General features: G+C 72.2%; 16 protein-coding genes. 2 read left to right on the forward strand and 14 right to left on the reverse strand.

Features of this window, described 5'->3' with window-relative positions; translation table 11 throughout:
• Positions 1–25 precede the first annotated feature (25 nt).
• The 6 genes from AC162C_RS09100 to AC162C_RS09125 form a co-directional block, all read right to left on the reverse strand.
• Positions 26–1,201 (reverse strand): sugar ABC transporter substrate-binding protein, encoded by a 1,176-nt coding sequence (locus AC162C_RS09100; protein WP_484097276.1) that lies wholly within the window; start codon positions 1,199–1,201, stop codon positions 26–28.
• A gap of 180 nt (positions 1,202–1,381) precedes the next feature.
• A complete protein-coding gene (locus AC162C_RS09105) occupies positions 1,382–2,095 on the reverse strand; it encodes an SDR family oxidoreductase (RefSeq protein WP_484097277.1) in 714 nt (237 codons plus the stop codon).
• The gene (gene xylB / locus AC162C_RS09110; protein WP_484097278.1) at positions 2,092–3,567 is read right to left on the reverse strand and encodes a xylulokinase; all 1,476 of its coding nucleotides are present in this window, start codon (positions 3,565–3,567) and stop codon (positions 2,092–2,094) included. The genes AC162C_RS09105 and xylB overlap by 4 nt, the downstream gene beginning before the upstream one ends.
• Entirely contained in the window at positions 3,564–4,661 is a 1,098-nt protein-coding gene (locus AC162C_RS09115) for a M20/M25/M40 family metallo-hydrolase (RefSeq protein WP_484097279.1), read from the reverse strand. Before AC162C_RS09115 ends, xylB begins: the two co-directional genes overlap by 4 nt.
• A complete protein-coding gene (locus AC162C_RS09120) occupies positions 4,658–5,656 on the reverse strand; it encodes a TIM barrel protein (protein ID WP_484097280.1) in 999 nt (332 codons plus the stop codon). The genes AC162C_RS09115 and AC162C_RS09120 overlap by 4 nt, the downstream gene beginning before the upstream one ends.
• An 82-nt stretch (positions 5,657–5,738) precedes the next feature.
• Positions 5,739–6,632 carry a DMT family transporter gene (locus AC162C_RS09125; RefSeq protein WP_484097281.1) on the reverse strand — a complete coding sequence of 298 codons (894 nt, stop codon included), beginning with the start codon at positions 6,630–6,632 and terminating at the stop codon, positions 5,739–5,741.
• A gap of 155 nt (positions 6,633–6,787) precedes the next feature.
• Between AC162C_RS09125 and AC162C_RS09130 the strand changes: the two genes are divergently transcribed.
• Positions 6,788–7,387, forward strand: coding sequence for a DsbA family protein (locus AC162C_RS09130; RefSeq protein WP_484097305.1), 600 nt, complete (start codon positions 6,788–6,790; stop codon positions 7,385–7,387).
• On the opposite strand, the gene AC162C_RS09135 is transcribed toward AC162C_RS09130, so the two are convergent.
• Genes AC162C_RS09135 through AC162C_RS09150 form a run of 4 tightly spaced genes read right to left on the reverse strand, consistent with a single transcriptional unit; the run spans position 7,384 to position 11,747 of the window.
• Positions 7,384–8,013, reverse strand: coding sequence for a hypothetical protein (locus AC162C_RS09135; RefSeq protein ID WP_484097282.1), 630 nt, complete (start codon positions 8,011–8,013; stop codon positions 7,384–7,386). The genes AC162C_RS09130 and AC162C_RS09135 overlap by 4 nt on opposite strands.
• Positions 8,014–8,032: 19 nt before the next feature.
• Complete coding sequence (locus AC162C_RS09140; protein WP_484097283.1) at positions 8,033–8,842, reverse strand: VWA domain-containing protein; 810 nt, start codon at positions 8,840–8,842, stop codon at positions 8,033–8,035.
• 26 nt (positions 8,843–8,868) lie between these two features.
• Complete coding sequence (locus tag AC162C_RS09145) at positions 8,869–9,972, reverse strand: magnesium chelatase ATPase subunit I (protein WP_484097284.1); 1,104 nt, start codon at positions 9,970–9,972, stop codon at positions 8,869–8,871.
• The gene (locus tag AC162C_RS09150; RefSeq protein WP_484097285.1) at positions 9,969–11,747 is read right to left on the reverse strand and encodes a thiamine pyrophosphate-binding protein; all 1,779 of its coding nucleotides are present in this window, start codon (positions 11,745–11,747) and stop codon (positions 9,969–9,971) included. Before AC162C_RS09150 ends, AC162C_RS09145 begins: the two co-directional genes overlap by 4 nt.
• 247 nt (positions 11,748–11,994) lie before the next feature.
• Between AC162C_RS09150 and AC162C_RS09155 the strand changes: the two genes are divergently transcribed.
• Positions 11,995–12,618 carry a hypothetical protein gene (locus AC162C_RS09155; RefSeq protein WP_484097286.1) on the forward strand — a complete coding sequence of 208 codons (624 nt, stop codon included), beginning with the start codon at positions 11,995–11,997 and terminating at the stop codon, positions 12,616–12,618.
• On the opposite strand, the gene AC162C_RS09160 is transcribed toward AC162C_RS09155, so the two are convergent.
• The 4 genes from AC162C_RS09160 to AC162C_RS09175 form a co-directional block, all read right to left on the reverse strand.
• On the reverse strand, positions 12,548–12,907 hold the full coding sequence (locus AC162C_RS09160) for a hypothetical protein (protein ID WP_484097287.1): 360 nt from the start codon (positions 12,905–12,907) through the stop codon (positions 12,548–12,550). The genes AC162C_RS09155 and AC162C_RS09160 overlap by 71 nt on opposite strands.
• A 139-nt stretch (positions 12,908–13,046) precedes the next feature.
• Positions 13,047–13,505: a hypothetical protein gene (locus tag AC162C_RS09165; RefSeq protein WP_484097288.1), complete on the reverse strand. Its 459-nt coding sequence runs from the start codon at positions 13,503–13,505 to the stop codon at positions 13,047–13,049.
• Between the two features lie 212 nt (positions 13,506–13,717).
• Complete coding sequence (locus AC162C_RS09170; protein ID WP_484097289.1) at positions 13,718–14,095, reverse strand: hypothetical protein; 378 nt, start codon at positions 14,093–14,095, stop codon at positions 13,718–13,720.
• Between the two features lie 66 nt (positions 14,096–14,161).
• The gene (locus AC162C_RS09175; protein ID WP_484097290.1) at positions 14,162–14,998 is read right to left on the reverse strand and encodes an alpha/beta fold hydrolase; all 837 of its coding nucleotides are present in this window, start codon (positions 14,996–14,998) and stop codon (positions 14,162–14,164) included.
• Positions 14,999–15,008: the final 10 nt, after the last annotated feature.

A 15,008-nucleotide genomic window follows, 5' to 3' on the forward strand; every position in this document is an offset into this window, starting at 1 on the left:
CGGGGGTTCACTCAGCGTCTGTCGATCAGGTGTTCTCCTGACACCAGTCGGTCGACGCCGCATCGCCGGTGCAGATCTCCTCGACGGTGCGGAAGCCGTCCGCGATCACGGTGTCGGCCATGTTCTCGGTCGTCACGCCGATCGGCACGAGCGCCACGTACGGGACGACGCCGTCGCCATCGGCGGACTCGGCAGGCTTCCCGTCCTCCGAGTTGATGCCGATGACCTCGAAGTCGTAGCCGGGGTCGATGCTCTCGATGTCGTCACCTGCGCGGAGCGCGAGTGCGACGGCCGCAGCGACCTTCGCCTCCGCCTCGATCGGCTTGTAGACGCTCATCGTCTGCTTGCCGAGCACGACGTTCTGCATGCCCGCAGCGGTCGCGTCCTGACCCGAGACGGGGATCGTCGTCGGGTCGAGACCGGCCGACTCGAGCGCGGTGATCGTGGACTGCGCGAGCCCGTCGTTGGCGGCGAACACGGCGTCCACCTTGTTGTCCGCCGAGACGAGGATCTGCTCCATGATCTTCAGCCCTTCGGCGTTGTCCCAGCCGGGCGTGAACTGGTCGGCGACGAGCTCCCAGTCACCGGCGTCCACACGAGCCTGGACCGTCGCCGAGTAGCCGTCCTTGAAGAGGAACGAGTTGTTGTCCTCCTCACCGCCGTTCAGCATCACGACGCGCGGCTTGTCGAGCCCGAGGTCGTCGATCGCCGGCTCGAGGACCTCGGCCATCGTCGCCCCGACCTTCACGTTGTCGAAGCTCACGTACGCGTCGCCGCCCGAAGAGCCGGTGTTGAAGCGGTCGTACTCGACGACCTTGACGCCGGCTTCCTTGGCCTGCTCGATGATCGCGCCGCCCGAGCCGACGTCGAGGCTCGTGAGCAGGATCACGCTCGCGCCGTCGGCGATCGCCTGCTCCGCCTGCGACTGCTGCGTCGCGGCGTCGCCCTCGGCGTTCACGATGGTGTAGTCGACGCCGGCCTCGTCGAAGGCCTCTTCGAAGAAGCGCCGGTCGTCCGCCTCCCAGCGCGCCGAGCTGGCACTGTCGGGCAACAGAACCCAGATCGAGCCGTCGCCGGCGGCGCTGCCACCACCCTCGTCGTCCCCGCCGCAACCGGCGGCGACGAGCGCGAGCGCGGCGACTGCCAGCAGAAGCGCCCATACGAGCCTCGGCGGACGCGCTCCCCTCCTCAACTTGCTCATCAACTGACCTCCTCTTCTCGACGACGCCCTCGTCGCCTCGGGGTGTTCCCGCATGACGACAGCGTCCTCGTACCCCATGGGTTGTACGGATCCGTCGGCTGAACTATTTCAGAATCGGCGGCAACGCAACAATGGACCGTCCGCACGGGGGGCGCCGACCGCCCGCCGCCGACCTGACGATCACCCCCACGACTCCTCCGTCATCGGCCGCATCGCGAGCTCCAGGATCCGGTGGCCTCGTGGGCGCGTGAGCACGAAGAGGACGGCGTCGGTGACGTCCTGGGAGTCCATCATCCCCGCGAGCTCCGGCATCTCCGGCGTCCGTCCTCGTCCGTCCTCCATCGCGAAGTCGGTCGCGACGCCGCCCGGACAGACATTGGTGCACCGGATCCCGTGCGGGCGGAGCTCGTGGTCGAGCGCCCGCGTGAACCCGACCTGCGCGAACTTCGAGGCGCAGTAGACCGCCTCGTTCGGAAGCCCGCGCCGGCCGGCCTCCGAGGCGACCGACACGAGGTCTCCCCCGCCGCGGGCGATCAGGTGCGGGACGGCGGCGGAGGCCGCGTAGATCACGCCCTTCACGTTCGTGTCGATCATCTCGTCGAGGTGCGCGGGATCGAGATCGACCAGCGGCCCGTAGGCACCGACGCCGGCGTTCGCGACGAGGATGTCGAGCCCGCCGTGACGCTCGACCGTCGCGTCGACGAGCGCCTGCACCTGCGCGCGATCGCGCACGTCGGTCGGGAGCGCGACGGCGTCGGCGATCCCGAGGTCGTCGCCTGACCGCGACGCGAGGCCGAGCTTCGCGCCCTGGGCGGCGAGCGCACGGGCGATCGAGGCGCCGATGCCGCGACTCGCGCCCGTGACGACGGCGACCTTCCCTGTGAGTTGACTCATCGTTCCTCCTTGTGATCGTGAAGTGCCGGGTAGAGCCTGCGGTACCGGTCGTGGAGCGGCCGGTACACGTCCACCGCCGACGGGTCCGGCTCAACGCGCTCGGAGACGCGGACACAGCGTGCGACCGCGTCGTGCGCGTCGTCGAACACGCCTCCGACGACGCCGCCGAGCAGCGCCGCACCGTAGGCGGAGCCCTCCTCGGAGACCGTCGTCTCGAGCGGGATCCCGAGCACCGAGGCGACGATGCGCAGCCACTCTCCGCCTCGGGACCCGCCGCCCGAGACACGGGCCACCTCGGCGTCGACGCCGAGCGACCGCACGAGGTCGAGCGAGTCGCGCAGCCCGAAGGCGACACCCTCGAGGACGGCCCGCGTGAGCGCCCCGCGGTCGTGGTGGAGCGCGAGCCCGACGAACGCGCCCCGGGCATCGGGGTCGGCGTGCGGCGTTCGCTCGCCGGCGAGGTAGGGCAGGAATACGAGCCCGTCGGCCCCGGGGCCCCAGCCCGCGGCCTCGGCGACGAGCGTGTCGAACGGCGTGCCGGGCGCGAGCCGGTCACGGAACCACTGGAGCGAGCCGGCGGCCGAGAGCATCACGCCCATCGCATGCCACGTGTCGGGCACCGCGTGGCAGAAGACGTGGAGGCGGGCCTCCGCCTCCGGCTGGTACGCCGGAAGGGCGGCGAAGACGACGCCGGACGTGCCGAGGACGATCGAGAGCGGGCCGGGCCGGTCGATGCCGACGCCGAGCGCCGCCGCCGCGCAGTCGCCCGCGCCCGCGGCGACCGGCACGCCGCGGAGCGGCGCGAGGACCGAGTGCTCGCGGCCGTCGGTCCGGACGACGCCCGAGACGGCGGGCGACTCCAGCACCGGAGGCAGCCACTCGGCCGGGATCCCGAGCGCGTCGACGACCTCCCCCGACCATCGCCTGCCGGCGACGTCGAGCAGGAGCGTCCCCGAGGCGTCGGCGACGTCGATCGCCCACTCGCCGGTGAGCCGCAGCCGCACGTAGTCCTTCGGCAGGCAGACGCGTGCGATCCGCCCGTAGACGTCGGGCTCGTGATCGCGCAGCCAGAGCAGCTTGGGAGCCGTGAAGCCGGTGAGTGCGCGGTTGCCGGTGAGCTCGATCAGGTGTTCGACGCCGATCCGGGACTCGATCTCGGCGCACTCGGCTGCGGTGCGCTGGTCGTTCCAGAGGATCGCCGGCCGCAGGACGCGGCCGCGGTCGTCGAGCGTGACGAGGCCGTGCATCTGGCCCGACAGCCCGATGCCGACGACCTCGCGGCCGTCCGCGACGTCAGCGAGGGCCGCCTCCGATGCCCGCCACCATGCGTCGGGATCCTGCTCGGACCATCCCGGGTGGGGCGTCGAGAGCGGATAGGAGCGCTCGGCGCGCGCGACCACCGCGCCGTCGACGGCGACCGCCACCGCCTTCACGCCGGTGGTGCCGACGTCGAGCCCGACGCAGACGCTCATGCGCAGAACTCCGACGCGACGGCGACGTAGAGATCGCGGCAGCGCGTCAGGCTCTCGACGTCGACCCACTCGACCTCGGCGTGGGCGCCTGCGCCGCGCGGCCCGAAGAGCACGGTCGGGATGCCCGCGCCGTGGAGGAGCGCCGAGTCGGCCCAGTAGGAGATGCCGACCGGCTCCGGCGCCCCGGCGAGGCGGGCGACGAGCGCGGCGATCTCGGCGTCGGCGTCGATCTCGAACGGCTCGCGACCGAGCGTGAGCCGCCACGACCCGTCGACGTCGCCGAGCAGTCCCGCGACTTCCTCGGCGACCTGCTCGGTGGTCTCTCCCGGGATCGTCCGCCGCTCGCCGACGATGCGGCACCACGCCGGGTAGCTCGAGTACTCCTGCCCCCCCGAGATCACCGAGGCGTGGGCGGAGCCGGTGCCGAGCAGCGGGTGCGCCGAGGCGCCCCGCAGCTGCTCGTCGAGCCCGCCGATCCGGGAGAGGACGGGCGCCGCGCGCACGATCGCGTCGATCCCGAGGTCGGGACGCGACCCGTGCGCGGCGCGCCCCGCGACCTCGATCTCGAAGCCCGCGAACCCCTTGTGCGCGAGCACGAGGCGCTCGTCCGTCGGCTCCGTGACGATCGCGGCATCGGCCGTCCGCCGCAGCGCGATCGCCTCGGTGCCGACGCTGCCGAACTCCTCGTCGGCGACCGCCGTCACGACGACGTCGCCGGCCAGTCTGCGCCGGCCCGCCTCGGCGGCCGCGAGCAGGCAGGCGGCGAGGCTCCCCTTCATGTCGTACGCGCCCCGTCCGTGGAGCCGTTCTCCGTCGAGACGGCCGGAGAACGGCTCGGCCATGCCGACGACGCCGACGGTGTCCGTGTGCGCGTTCAGCATCAGGGTGCGGCCGTCGCCGTGGCCACGCGCGGTGACGATGACGTTGGGGCGCCCCGGCGCCGCCTCCTCGAGCTCGACGTCGAGCCCGGCACGCGCCGCCCAGTCGGCGACGACGCGGGCGACGCCCGCCTCGCCGCTGCCGCCGACACCGAGGTCGGGGTTGATCGACTCGACGGCGACCAGAGCGCGGGTGAGCTCGACGAGCTCGCTCACGCGCCGAGCGCTGCGTACACGAGCTCGTAGGCGCGCTCGGCGTCCTTCGCCTGCTGTGCCTCGCGGAGCGCGGCGTCGTCGATGCGCCCCGAGACCTCCCAGATGAAGTTCCACTGGTGGACGCTCCGGGCGACCGCGGCGACGGCGTCCTCCGTGTAGGGGTAGAGATCGAACCCGAGCCGCTCCCCCCGCGCCCCGTAGTCGGCGCGGCGCAGCTCGAGCGCCAGCTCGAGTGTCTCCATGAATGCGGTCGCACCGACCATGTTGTCGTCGTCGAACGTGCCCCAGCCGGAGTTCGCGTGCTGGTGCCCGAGCAGGTCGACGGCGGCGAGCATCGCCGCGTACTCCCCGAGCGACTCGCCGTTCATCAGCAGGTGCTGCCAGTCCATGTTGACCTTGACGTTCGTGATCCCGCGCGCGCGCAGCGTGTGGATCACGTGCAGCGTCATGCCGACGTTGCGCATCAGGATCTTCATCGCCGGCTCCGAGTTCTTGTGCTCGAGGAAGAGGAGCCGGCCGTGCTCGGCGCACCGCGCCGCGACCTCGCCGACGCCGTCGACGAAGCGTGCCCATGCCTCGCCGTAGGGCGTCTGGAACGGGTAGTTGTAGCCCTCGACCCCGGGCCAGAGGATCATCTGCGCGCCGATCGCCCCGGCGAAGTCGGCCGCGGCGAGCGCCTCCGCCAACGCATCGGCACGGACGGCGTCGTCGGGCGAGGAGAGCCCGCCCTTCCCGAACCGTGGGTTGAGGTGCGTGCCCGTCGCGATCGCGTAGATGCCGTGCCCGTCGAGGGCGTCGCGCACCTCGTCGAGGTTCGCCTCGGAGAGCTCCTGCGGGTAGTGGAACTCGTAGTCGTCCATCAGCTCGCCGAGGCCGGAGACGGCCCGGTGCACCTTCTCGGCGGTCGACTCGCCTGCGTGCTCCGGCTGGTACCCGCCGGGCACGAACCGCGTCACCATCGGCCCGAGGGCCCAGATCCCGAGGCTCGTCTTCACGCTCCGGACTCCACGACACCTGAGCCTACGGCTTTTCGACGTCCCCCGTCCCGCGAACCGGTCGGCGGATCGCCGGTGGCCCTCACTCCGACGGAGGGGCCGGGAAGCGCTGGCGGCGCCCGAGCACGATCCCGGCGCCGATGACGATGCCGCCGACCACCTGCAGGGCGCTCAGGCTCTCGGAGAGCACGATCACCGCGATCACGGCCCCGAGGAACGGCTGCAGGTTCGCGAACAGCGACGCCCGGCCGGGTCCCACGCGGTCGATGCCCGCGAACCAGAAGAGGTTCCCGAGCGTGATCGAGGCGAGCGCGCTGTAGAGGAGCGCCCCCCACGCCAGGCCGCCGATCGCGGCCCAGCTCTGGGACGCGAGTACGACGCTCGACACGACGACGAGCATCACGCCACCCGTGAGCGCGGTGAGGGCGTTGACGACGAGCGGAGACCGCCTCCGCATCACCGGGACGACCGCCACGGAGTAGACGGCGAACGTCAGCGTGGTGACGAGCGCGAGCCCGATCCCGCCGAGGCTCGTCGAGAGGCGTGACTCGGCGCCGAGCGCGACGAGCATGACGCCGCCGAAGGAGATCGCGGCGGCCAGCCACTGGCGGGCGCGGAGCCGCTCCATCCCGGCGAGCTGGGCGAACAGCGCCACGAAGATCGGCAGCGTCCCGAACACGAGGGCGACCGTCGACGCCGACGCGAGGCGGAACGCGTAGACGAACGAGATCTGGTTGATCACGACGCCGACGACCGCCGCGACGGCGAGGGTCGTCGCGTCGCGCCAGCCGACGCGCACGTTGTGACGGCGCCACACGGCCAGCGCCAGCAGGGCGAGGCCGGCCAGCACCCACCGCAGCGACGCGTACGAGAGCGGCTCGAAGCCGTGCGAGACACCGTAGGCGACCGCGGTGAAGTTGAAGCTCCAGAGCACGACCGTGCCGAGCAGGAGGGCGTCGGCAGGCACGCGGTGCACGCGGACGAGCGTAGTCCCTCCTGCCGGCATGCGCACGGCCGTCCGCACCGCGACGCGTGACGACCGGAGCCCCGGGGCGGGGCGCCCAGTACGCTGCCCCCGTGGCGGCGCACGACGTCCTCATCTGGTCGGACTACATCTGACCGTTCTGCCGCATCGGCCAGCCGGCGGCCGAGCGGCTCGAGCGCCGGTTCGGCGCCACGGTCGAGTGGCTCCCCTTCGACTTGCATCCGGAGTACCCGCCGGAGGGCATTCCGCGCTCGGACCTCATCCGCCGCTACGGCGAGGAGTTCCACCGGCACGTCGAGGCGGCCTTCGACCGCGAGGGGCTCGTCTACAACCCACCGCCCACCGTCGTGCCGAACTCGCATGCCGCCCTGCGGCTGACCGAGCTGGCGCGGGCCCAGGGCAAGCACGCGGTGACGCACGACCGGCTGATGCAGGCCTACTGGGAAGAGGCGCTGAACATCGGTGACCCCGACGTCCTTCGGGAGCTGGCGGGCGAGCTGTCGCTGGAGGACGCCGACGACGCGATCGTCGGCCGTCGGCACGCGGACGCCGTCGCCGCCGCCACCGCGCAGGCACACGCGGCCGGGATCAACGCGATCCCCGCGTTCGTCCTCGACCGGCGCCTGCTCGTGCTCGGCGCGCAACCCGACGAGGTGTTCGAGCGCGCCTTCGCCCACCTCGAGGACGGCGCCGCGGGCGATGCGCGGACGCCGGACGCCGACGCGGGCGGGCCTGGGCCCGGCTAGCCCATTCCCAGCGAGATCACGCCGCGGTCGATCAAGCCCTGCGTGAACGCGGGCGTCGGCACGAGCTTGACGCCGTACTCGTCCCGGAGGAACCACTCGAAGTACACGAACGCGCTCGACCGAACGGCGCCGATGCGCTCGAGCCGCCCGAGGTCGCAGACGGCGAGCCGGGCCCGCAGCCCGGGGTCGTCGAGGAACGCGCGGACGAGGTCGTCGAGTCGCGGCTCGATGTCTCCGAGCAGCATCGTCGGCGTGCCGGCGGCCAGGTGCTCGATCCCGAAGAAGCCGTTGCGCAGCTCGAAGCGGCTGACCTCGGCGCGCCAGCGCACGGTGAGCGTCGTCGCGTCGGCCGCCTCGACCTCGATGTCGTCGAGGTCGCGACGGCAGTGCTCTGCGAACGCCGCCAGCACGTCGCCCTGGAGCACCGTCCCCGACACCCAGTCGATCGACCGGTCGCGGGCGCGCTCGTCGAGCGCACGCCGCGCCGCGTCGTGCTGCTCGGGTGCGAGGAGCCCCTCGTCCTCGAGCCCGGTGACGACGTCCGCGGGGAGGCCCTCGCGGCCGCGCTCGGCGAGGCGCTCGTCGAGGAGCGCCTCCAGCACCGCCGCCTGATCCGTGGAGAGCACCCCCAAGTTCTACCGCGTCCTACCTCGCTGCCTGCTCGAACAGCCCGACGAGCGCGTCCGGCGAGAGCTCGCCGAGCGGGACGTGGACGCCCCTCGCGGCGTCCGCGAGGGCACGGCCGCAGCTCTCGCCCTCCTTTCCCGGCAGGACGGCGTCGACGACGACGCACGACATCCCGGCCCGGCGGAGGAGCGCCGCCTGGGCGAGCACGTCCTCGAGCGGGTCGCTCCCGCGCACGAGCGGCACGTTCGGCAAGCCGTCACTGACCACGACCACCAGCGGTCGTGCGTTGGGGCGCTTGTGCAGCTCCTGGCGGAGCATGCGGCGGCCGAGGTCGAGCGCGGCCGCCAGCGGCGTGCGGCCGCTGAGCGGGACCTGCCGCAGCTTCTCGGTCGCGACCGCGATGCTGCGCGTCGGACGGAGGGCGACCGTCGCCTCGGCGACCCCGCTCCGGAAGGCGACGACCGACGCGCGGTCGCCGCGGGCGGCCGCGTCCTCGAGGAGGCGGAAGACGACCCCCTTCACGGTCTCGACGAGGCGCTCGGCGTGGAGCGAGTACGAGTTGTCGAGGACGATGCAGACCTCGAGCGGCACCCGGTGCTGTCGCACCTTCCGACGCACGTCCTCGGGCTCGATGCCGTAGCGCGAGCCGGTGCGCCCGGCGCGTGTCGCGGCCGCCCGCACGGTCGCGTCGAAAGCGACGTCGGAGCTGGGCTGGCGCGGAACCCTCGGGCGCGAGTACTTGCCGCGACGCAGGGCGACCAGTGAGCGCTGACGCCTGCCGATCGCTCCCCGTTCCAGGTCGTCGGCCTTCGACCGGGGGCCGAGCACGCGGTCGACGTCGACGTCGAGGTCGATCAGCGGGACTGCGCCTTCGAGCTCCGAGAGGTCGACGTCTCTTCCGGCCTCGCCGGGCCCGCCGCTTTTTTTTCCGCCGTCTCCTCGTCGAGGACGTCCTCGAGGATCCGCTGCAGGATGCGCTCGTCGAGCTCCGACGAGGCGTCGAACGGGTCGCGGGCGACACGGTGGCCGAGAGCGAGCGACGCGGCGGCGAGGACGTCGTCGGGCCCGATCTCGGCCCGTCGGTCGATCGCCGCGAGCGCCTTCGCGCAGTGCAGGATCGTGATGTCCGCCCGGTGGCTCGTGACGCCCGAGCCCGTGACGAGCTTCGCGATCGCGCGGTACATCGTCGGTGTCACGGCGACGTCCCGGACCTGCTTCCTCGCCTCGCTGATCGCTGCGGCGAGCCGCTCCTGCTCGTCCCGCCACTGCTCGGTGAACTCCTCGGGGTCGGCGTGGAACGCCTCACGGCGCATGATCACCTCCGCCCGCCGTGCGGGCTCGCCGAGCGCGTCGACCACGACCCGCAGCCCGATCCGGTCCGCGAGCTGCGGCCGGAGCTCGCCCTCCTCGGGGTTCATCGTCCCGACGAGCAGGAACTCCGCCGGGTGGGAGACGGAGACCCCCTCCCGCTCGACGATGTTCACGCCGAGCGCGGCGGCGTCGAGCAGCACGTCGCAGAGGTGGTCGTCGAGGAGGTTGATCTCGTCGACGTAGAGGATCCCCCGGTTCGCATCGGCGAGCAGCCCCGGCTCGAGCGCCATGATCCCCTCGCGCAGCGCGTGGGCGATGTCGACCGAGCCGGCGACCCGGTCTTCGGTGGCGTTGAGCGGCAGGTCGACGACGCTCACCTGCCTGCGCATGGGCTCGAGCCGCTCCCCCCGCTCGAGGCGAGCGCGACAGGCCGGGCACGGATGTGCCGGATCGCACGAGAAGGGGCAGTCGGCGACGACGTCGATCTCGGGCAGCAGCTCGGCGAGCCCGCGGACGGCCGTCGACTTCCCCGTCCCGCTCGGGCCCTCGATGAGGACGCCGCCGACGGCGGGGTTGACGGCGTTGAGCAGGAGCGCCTGCTTGAGGCGCCCCTGCTCGACGATTGCCGTGAACGGATACAGGCTCACGTGAGGATCAGCGGCTTGCCGAACGTCGGCTCGGCCTGCGGGATCGGCGCGAAGTGCCACGTGCCGATCAGCGGCACCGCCGTGTCACGGTTGACCTTCACGTCGATCACGTACGGCGTCCCCGCGGACAGCGCCGTCTCGAACGCGGAGGCGAGGTCGCTCGGGTGCTCGACCGAGATCCCGCCTGCGCCCATCGCCTGCGCCATCTTCGCGAAGTCGGGGTTCCAGAACTCTCCGGTCGAGTGCTTGATGAAGCTCGTCCCGATCTCGCGACCGTCCATGTAGAAGCGCTGGAGGTCACGGATCACGCCGATCGTGTAGTTGTTGAGGATCACCCAGATCGCCGGGATGCCGTACTCGGTAGCCGTGGCCACGGCCCCCGGGAACATCATGAAGCTGCCGTCGCTCGTCACGCAGATGGCCGGCTGGTCCGGCCGGGCCAGCTTGAGCCCGAGCACGCCGTAGGTGCCGAAGCCCATGCCGGCGAACCCGCCGGGCGTGAACACCATCTGCGGCCCGAGCGCATCCCAGTACTGCTCGACCCAGGTCTGGTGGTTGCCGGTGTCCGTGATCATCAGCGTGTCGTCCGGTGCGGCCGCGCGAAGCTCCTTGATCAGGCGCCGCGGATCGATCGGGACGGCGTCGGACGCCTTCTCCTGCTCGATGAAGTTCGTCCACTCCTCCTTGTAGCCGTCGATCTGGTCGTGCCACGGCGAGCGGTCGCGCTTCGCGTCCCGCTGGGCGAGCTCGAGGAGCTGCTTCAGCACCTCGCGCGCGTCCCCGACGATGCCGAGCTCGGTCGGGTAGTTGCGACCGATCTCCTGCGGGTCGATGTCGACGTGGACCAGCTTCGTCGGCGGGATGTTGTACGTGTAGCCCGGCAGCCACGACGAGCTGTGGATGTCCGAGAACCGGCACCCGAGCGCGAGGATCACGTCCGCGTTGCGTGCCGCCTCCTGTGCGGGGTACTCGCCCCAGCATCCGGCGATGCCGAGATGCAGCGGGTGGCGCGCCGAGAGCGCTCCCTTGCCCATGAACGTCGAGTAGACGGGGACGTTGACGTGCTCGGCGAACGCCGCAAGCTCAGCGCTCGCCTCCGAGCAGATCACCCCGCCGCCCGCGAGGATCAGGGGACGACGCGCGCCGAGGAGCATCTCGAGCGCCTTCGCCACCGCCTCGGGCGACCCGGGTGTGCGCCAGTTGAGCTGGCGCGACCGCTCGGCCGGCTCGGGCACCTCGACGTCCGCCTTCGTCACCCACAGGTCGTACGGGACGTCGATGTGCACGGGGGCGGGGCGCCCCTCGCGGGCGAGCTTGAACGCCTTGGGGAGGAACTTGCCGAGATCGGCGACCGAGTGCGCCTGGAAGCTCCGCTTCGTCAGCACCTTCGCGATGCTCGGGAAGTCGGCCTGGAAGTGCCGGTACTCCTCCTGCAGGGCACCGGAGTCGTACTGCGTCGTCGCGACCTGGCCGGTGATCGCGACGAACGCCGACGAGTCGTAGAAGGCGTTGCCGAGCGCCGGCGTGAGCAGCATCGGCCCGGGGCCCGTCGACGTGTAGACGGGGATCACCTCGTGGCTGACCCGGAAGTACGCGTCGGCCATGTAGGCCGCGCCCGTCTCGATCCGCGGGAAGACGACCTTGATCTCGTCCTGCCGGTCGAAGACGCCGTCGAGGAGCCCGACCGCGCCGTGCCCGGCATAGCCGAACAGGTACGGCACCTTCTCGCGGATCAGGTACTCGACGACGAGGTCAGCGCCACGCATCTCGCCCATGGCGGACTCCCTTCTCTCTCGATAATCGATTGTGCGGTCGATCATGACGCGCCACCCACGGTGCGACAACCGGGAAACCACGTACCGGCCTCCGCACCGGGCGCGAGGCGGCTCCCGAGACGCCGCGAGACCGCGATTGGCGGCAGTCGAGATCCGTGCGCCCACCGATGCGGCGGTGCCCTTCCGGACGGAGACTCGTGCCGGAAACGGAGGCGTCGTGCTCTACGTCGTCGTCTCGATTTCGGCCGTGACGGTCGGCATCGTGTCGGTCGTGGCGCTCGCCCGCGCGCTCCCGACGCGGGTGGCCGTGCCGCGCGGAGGCCGGCACGCCTGGGTCGCCGGGCTCGCGATGCTCGCCGCGGGGGCCGGGTTCTTCGTCGTGGGAGCGATCGACGTCGAGGGCGCCGACGTCGGGGAAGGCCTCGAGATCGCCTCCGTGGTCCGGGACCTCGGCGGCGGGTACGCGGCGACCGGCTACGCCGTCGCGTTCGCGCTGATCGCGGTGCTCCTGCTGGGGCTCGTCGACCCCGAGCGCAGTGCCCGGGTCCTCGTCCGGACGGCGCTCGCAGCGGTTCCGCTGCTGGCCGCGCTCACCACCCTCACCGCGCTGTTCGACCGCGAGGAGTGGAAGGAGAGCACGATCGGCCCGTTCATGGGCAGCCTCTTCTTCTTCACCGTGCCCGCCTCGCTCGCCGCCTGGTTGCTGGCGCGGGCCGTTCGCGAGCACCCGGAGAGAGACAGGCCGGAACCTCCGTCTCCCGGAGTCGGCCGACCCCGAGAGCACGGCGACCCACACCGGGTCAGCTCAGCCAGCCGGGGAGCTGCGACAGCAGCCAGAACCCCCAGAAGGCACCGAGCAGCGTCGGGATGAGCATCAGCACCGAGCGCTCGCCGTACCGGAGCGTCGCCACGAGCGCGGCGACACCGCCTCCGATCGCCGTGACCGCATAGCCGACGGCCGCCGCGACGACGTGCGGGTCGGACCAGAGGTCGTACGGCTGCCAGTACGTCGTGTGGGTCGACTGCAGGAGCACGAGCAGCCCGACGTGGACCGCCGCGAGCGCGAGCGCGACCCAGCCGAGCGGTGAGAGCGGACGGAACCCGTCCCAGTCCCACGAGGGCCGGGCACGACGCTCGACCGCCTCCACGCGAACCCGCATCACACACCTCCTCTCCGTGTCACTCTCCGCGTCATCGACAGGATCGCGCAGCCGACCGTGACCCGCATCCGCAGTTCGCCGCCTCCCGCCGCGCAATACGCCGCAGCCCGGGAGGTGCCGCTCTCCTGCCCGATCGCCGCTAGGAGCGACGCACGTGGAGCGACAGCAGCCCGATCCCGAGCGCGAACGTCGTCACTCCGACGGCGGCGGTCAGCTCGGCGACGCGGAACGCCATGTAGGCCTGCATCAGCCCGTTCTGCAACGTGGTCGACTGGATCCAGAGGTCGTGCTGGGGGTTCTCCACGGGCTTCCCGGTCCGCTCGTCGATGCGGGCGAGCGCGGCGTCGGACGTCGGGTTCCCGTCTGCGTCGACGTACTCGTCGGTCTCGGCAAAGGTCCGGCCGCCGGACGCCGCGACCGTGCGCTCCCTGATCACCTCCGCCATCGAGCGCGCCCCTCCCGGTGTCGTCACCAGCGTGCTCGGCGGCCTGGCGTCGGCGGTGCTGACGATGCGTTCGCGCGCGAGCGCACGCGCGACGTCGCGTCTCGCCCAGACGCCGACACCGACGAGCACGAGCCCACCGACGGCCGCCCCCACGCCGGCCGCCGCGGGGACGACAGCAGCGGCAGCGGAACTTCTCGGCCCGACGGTCCGGCTCCGTACACGGGAGACGCGTCGTCGACTCACTGCCGATCGAAGGCAACCGCTGCCCTCCCACCTCCGCATCGGGGAAACCACTGATCGCGACCCGTGTTCGGACGCTCCGGCAGGAAGGCGTCGCGAGTCGGAGCGGGCGACGCGCACGAGGCTCACTGCGCGAGGGGGAAGGAGCCCTCGTACGGTGGAACGGCGTCTCCCGGAAGGCCCGTGTCGCCCGGGCTCGAGGGCGGCTCCCAGCGACAGCTCTCCCCGTCGCACACGACGCGCACGATCGAGACGTCGCCCTCACCGCCCTCGACCAGACAGTCGAAGGCGCGGCGGCCGGTGTCGCCTTCGGCCTCCGCAGGCGCACACGTCGCGACGCGGACGTCGCCGTCGGGGCAGAACGCGGCCTCCACGCAGGCGGGCCAGTCAGCAGCGAGGCCACGGGCGACCGTCTCCCCCGAGGGCGCCGGCGCCCCACCCGAGCCGCACCCCACGAGAACGGCGGCGGCGAGCCCGACGGCGAGACCGAGCGCTCCGGCCATCGGCACCCGTCGCGCGCCGCGCCGTCGGCCGGTCACGAGGCTCCCGTCGTCATGCGGCCGGACGGTTCACCCGACGAGCTCGAGGAACGCCCGACGGACGCTCCCGGGCCGTTCGAGCCACGGAAAGTGGCCACAGCGGTCGACAACGGCGAGGTGGGCACCGCGAATCAGCTCGGCGCTCTCCGCGCTGCGCCGCCAGGGGATCGGGCTCTCGCGCCCGTGGACGAACACGGCCGGACAGCGGAGGCGGGGAAGGCCCCCGACGAGCGTCGCCCGTGCGAAGTGGTCGTTGATCGACGCCCAGGTGTCGGCGTAGACGGCCGCGCTCATCCGCATCGCGGGCATCGGCGGCGCGGCGTCCGGGTCGGCGAAGTAGCACGGCCAGACGATGCGCAGCATCGCGAGTGCGTCGGCCTCCCCACCCTCGCCCGCCAGCAGGCGCTCGTCGAGCGCCCGGGCTTCGTCCCTGGCGGCAGGCGACAGCTGCTCCGTGAGATTCTCGTCGAGCTCCTTCGCACCGCCGTCCGGGACGGCCCCGAGCGGGTCGACGACGACCAGGCCGGCGACGCGCTCCGGGGCGGCGACGGCGACGTGCATCGCCAGGTGCCCGCCCCACGAGTGGCCGACGAGCCACGACCGCTCGAGCCCACAGGCGTCGAGAACCGCGAGCGCGTCCGCGACATGCGCCTCGACGCCCCCACCGGGAGGCGCGGTCGACGGCGCCGTACCACGCTGCTGGTACCGCGTCGTACGCAGCACGCCGTCGAGCTCTCCGGCGAGCCCCTCGAGGTAGTCACTGAGACCCGGGCCGCCGTGCAGCAGGACGGCGTCACCGTCACCTCCGCCCTCCGTCCGGCAGGCGAGCATCCCACCCTCGACGTCGACCTCGAACGGCGATCCCATTGTGAGGAAC

It is taken from the genome of Gaiella sp. (genome assembly GCF_057140465.1).

Bases quoted from the DNA above. Each gene is read 5' to 3' on its own strand.
- AC162C_RS09100 (WP_484097276.1), bottom strand. From the start codon at position 1,201: ATGAGCAAGTTGAGGAGGGGAGCGCGTCCGCCGAGGCTCGTATGGGCG.
- AC162C_RS09105 (WP_484097277.1), bottom strand. From the start codon at position 2,095: ATGAGTCAACTCACAGGGAAGGTCGCCGTCGTCACGGGCGCGAGTCGC.
- xylB (WP_484097278.1), bottom strand. From the start codon at position 3,567: ATGAGCGTCTGCGTCGGGCTCGACGTCGGCACCACCGGCGTGAAGGCG.
- AC162C_RS09150 (WP_484097285.1), bottom strand. From the start codon at position 11,747: ATGGGCGAGATGCGTGGCGCTGACCTCGTCGTCGAGTACCTGATCCGC.
- AC162C_RS09160 (WP_484097287.1), bottom strand. From the start codon at position 12,907: ATGCGGGTTCGCGTGGAGGCGGTCGAGCGTCGTGCCCGGCCCTCGTGG.
- AC162C_RS09170 (WP_484097289.1), bottom strand. From the start codon at position 14,095: ATGGCCGGAGCGCTCGGTCTCGCCGTCGGGCTCGCCGCCGCCGTTCTC.
- AC162C_RS09175 (WP_484097290.1), bottom strand. From the start codon at position 14,998: ATGGGATCGCCGTTCGAGGTCGACGTCGAGGGTGGGATGCTCGCCTGC.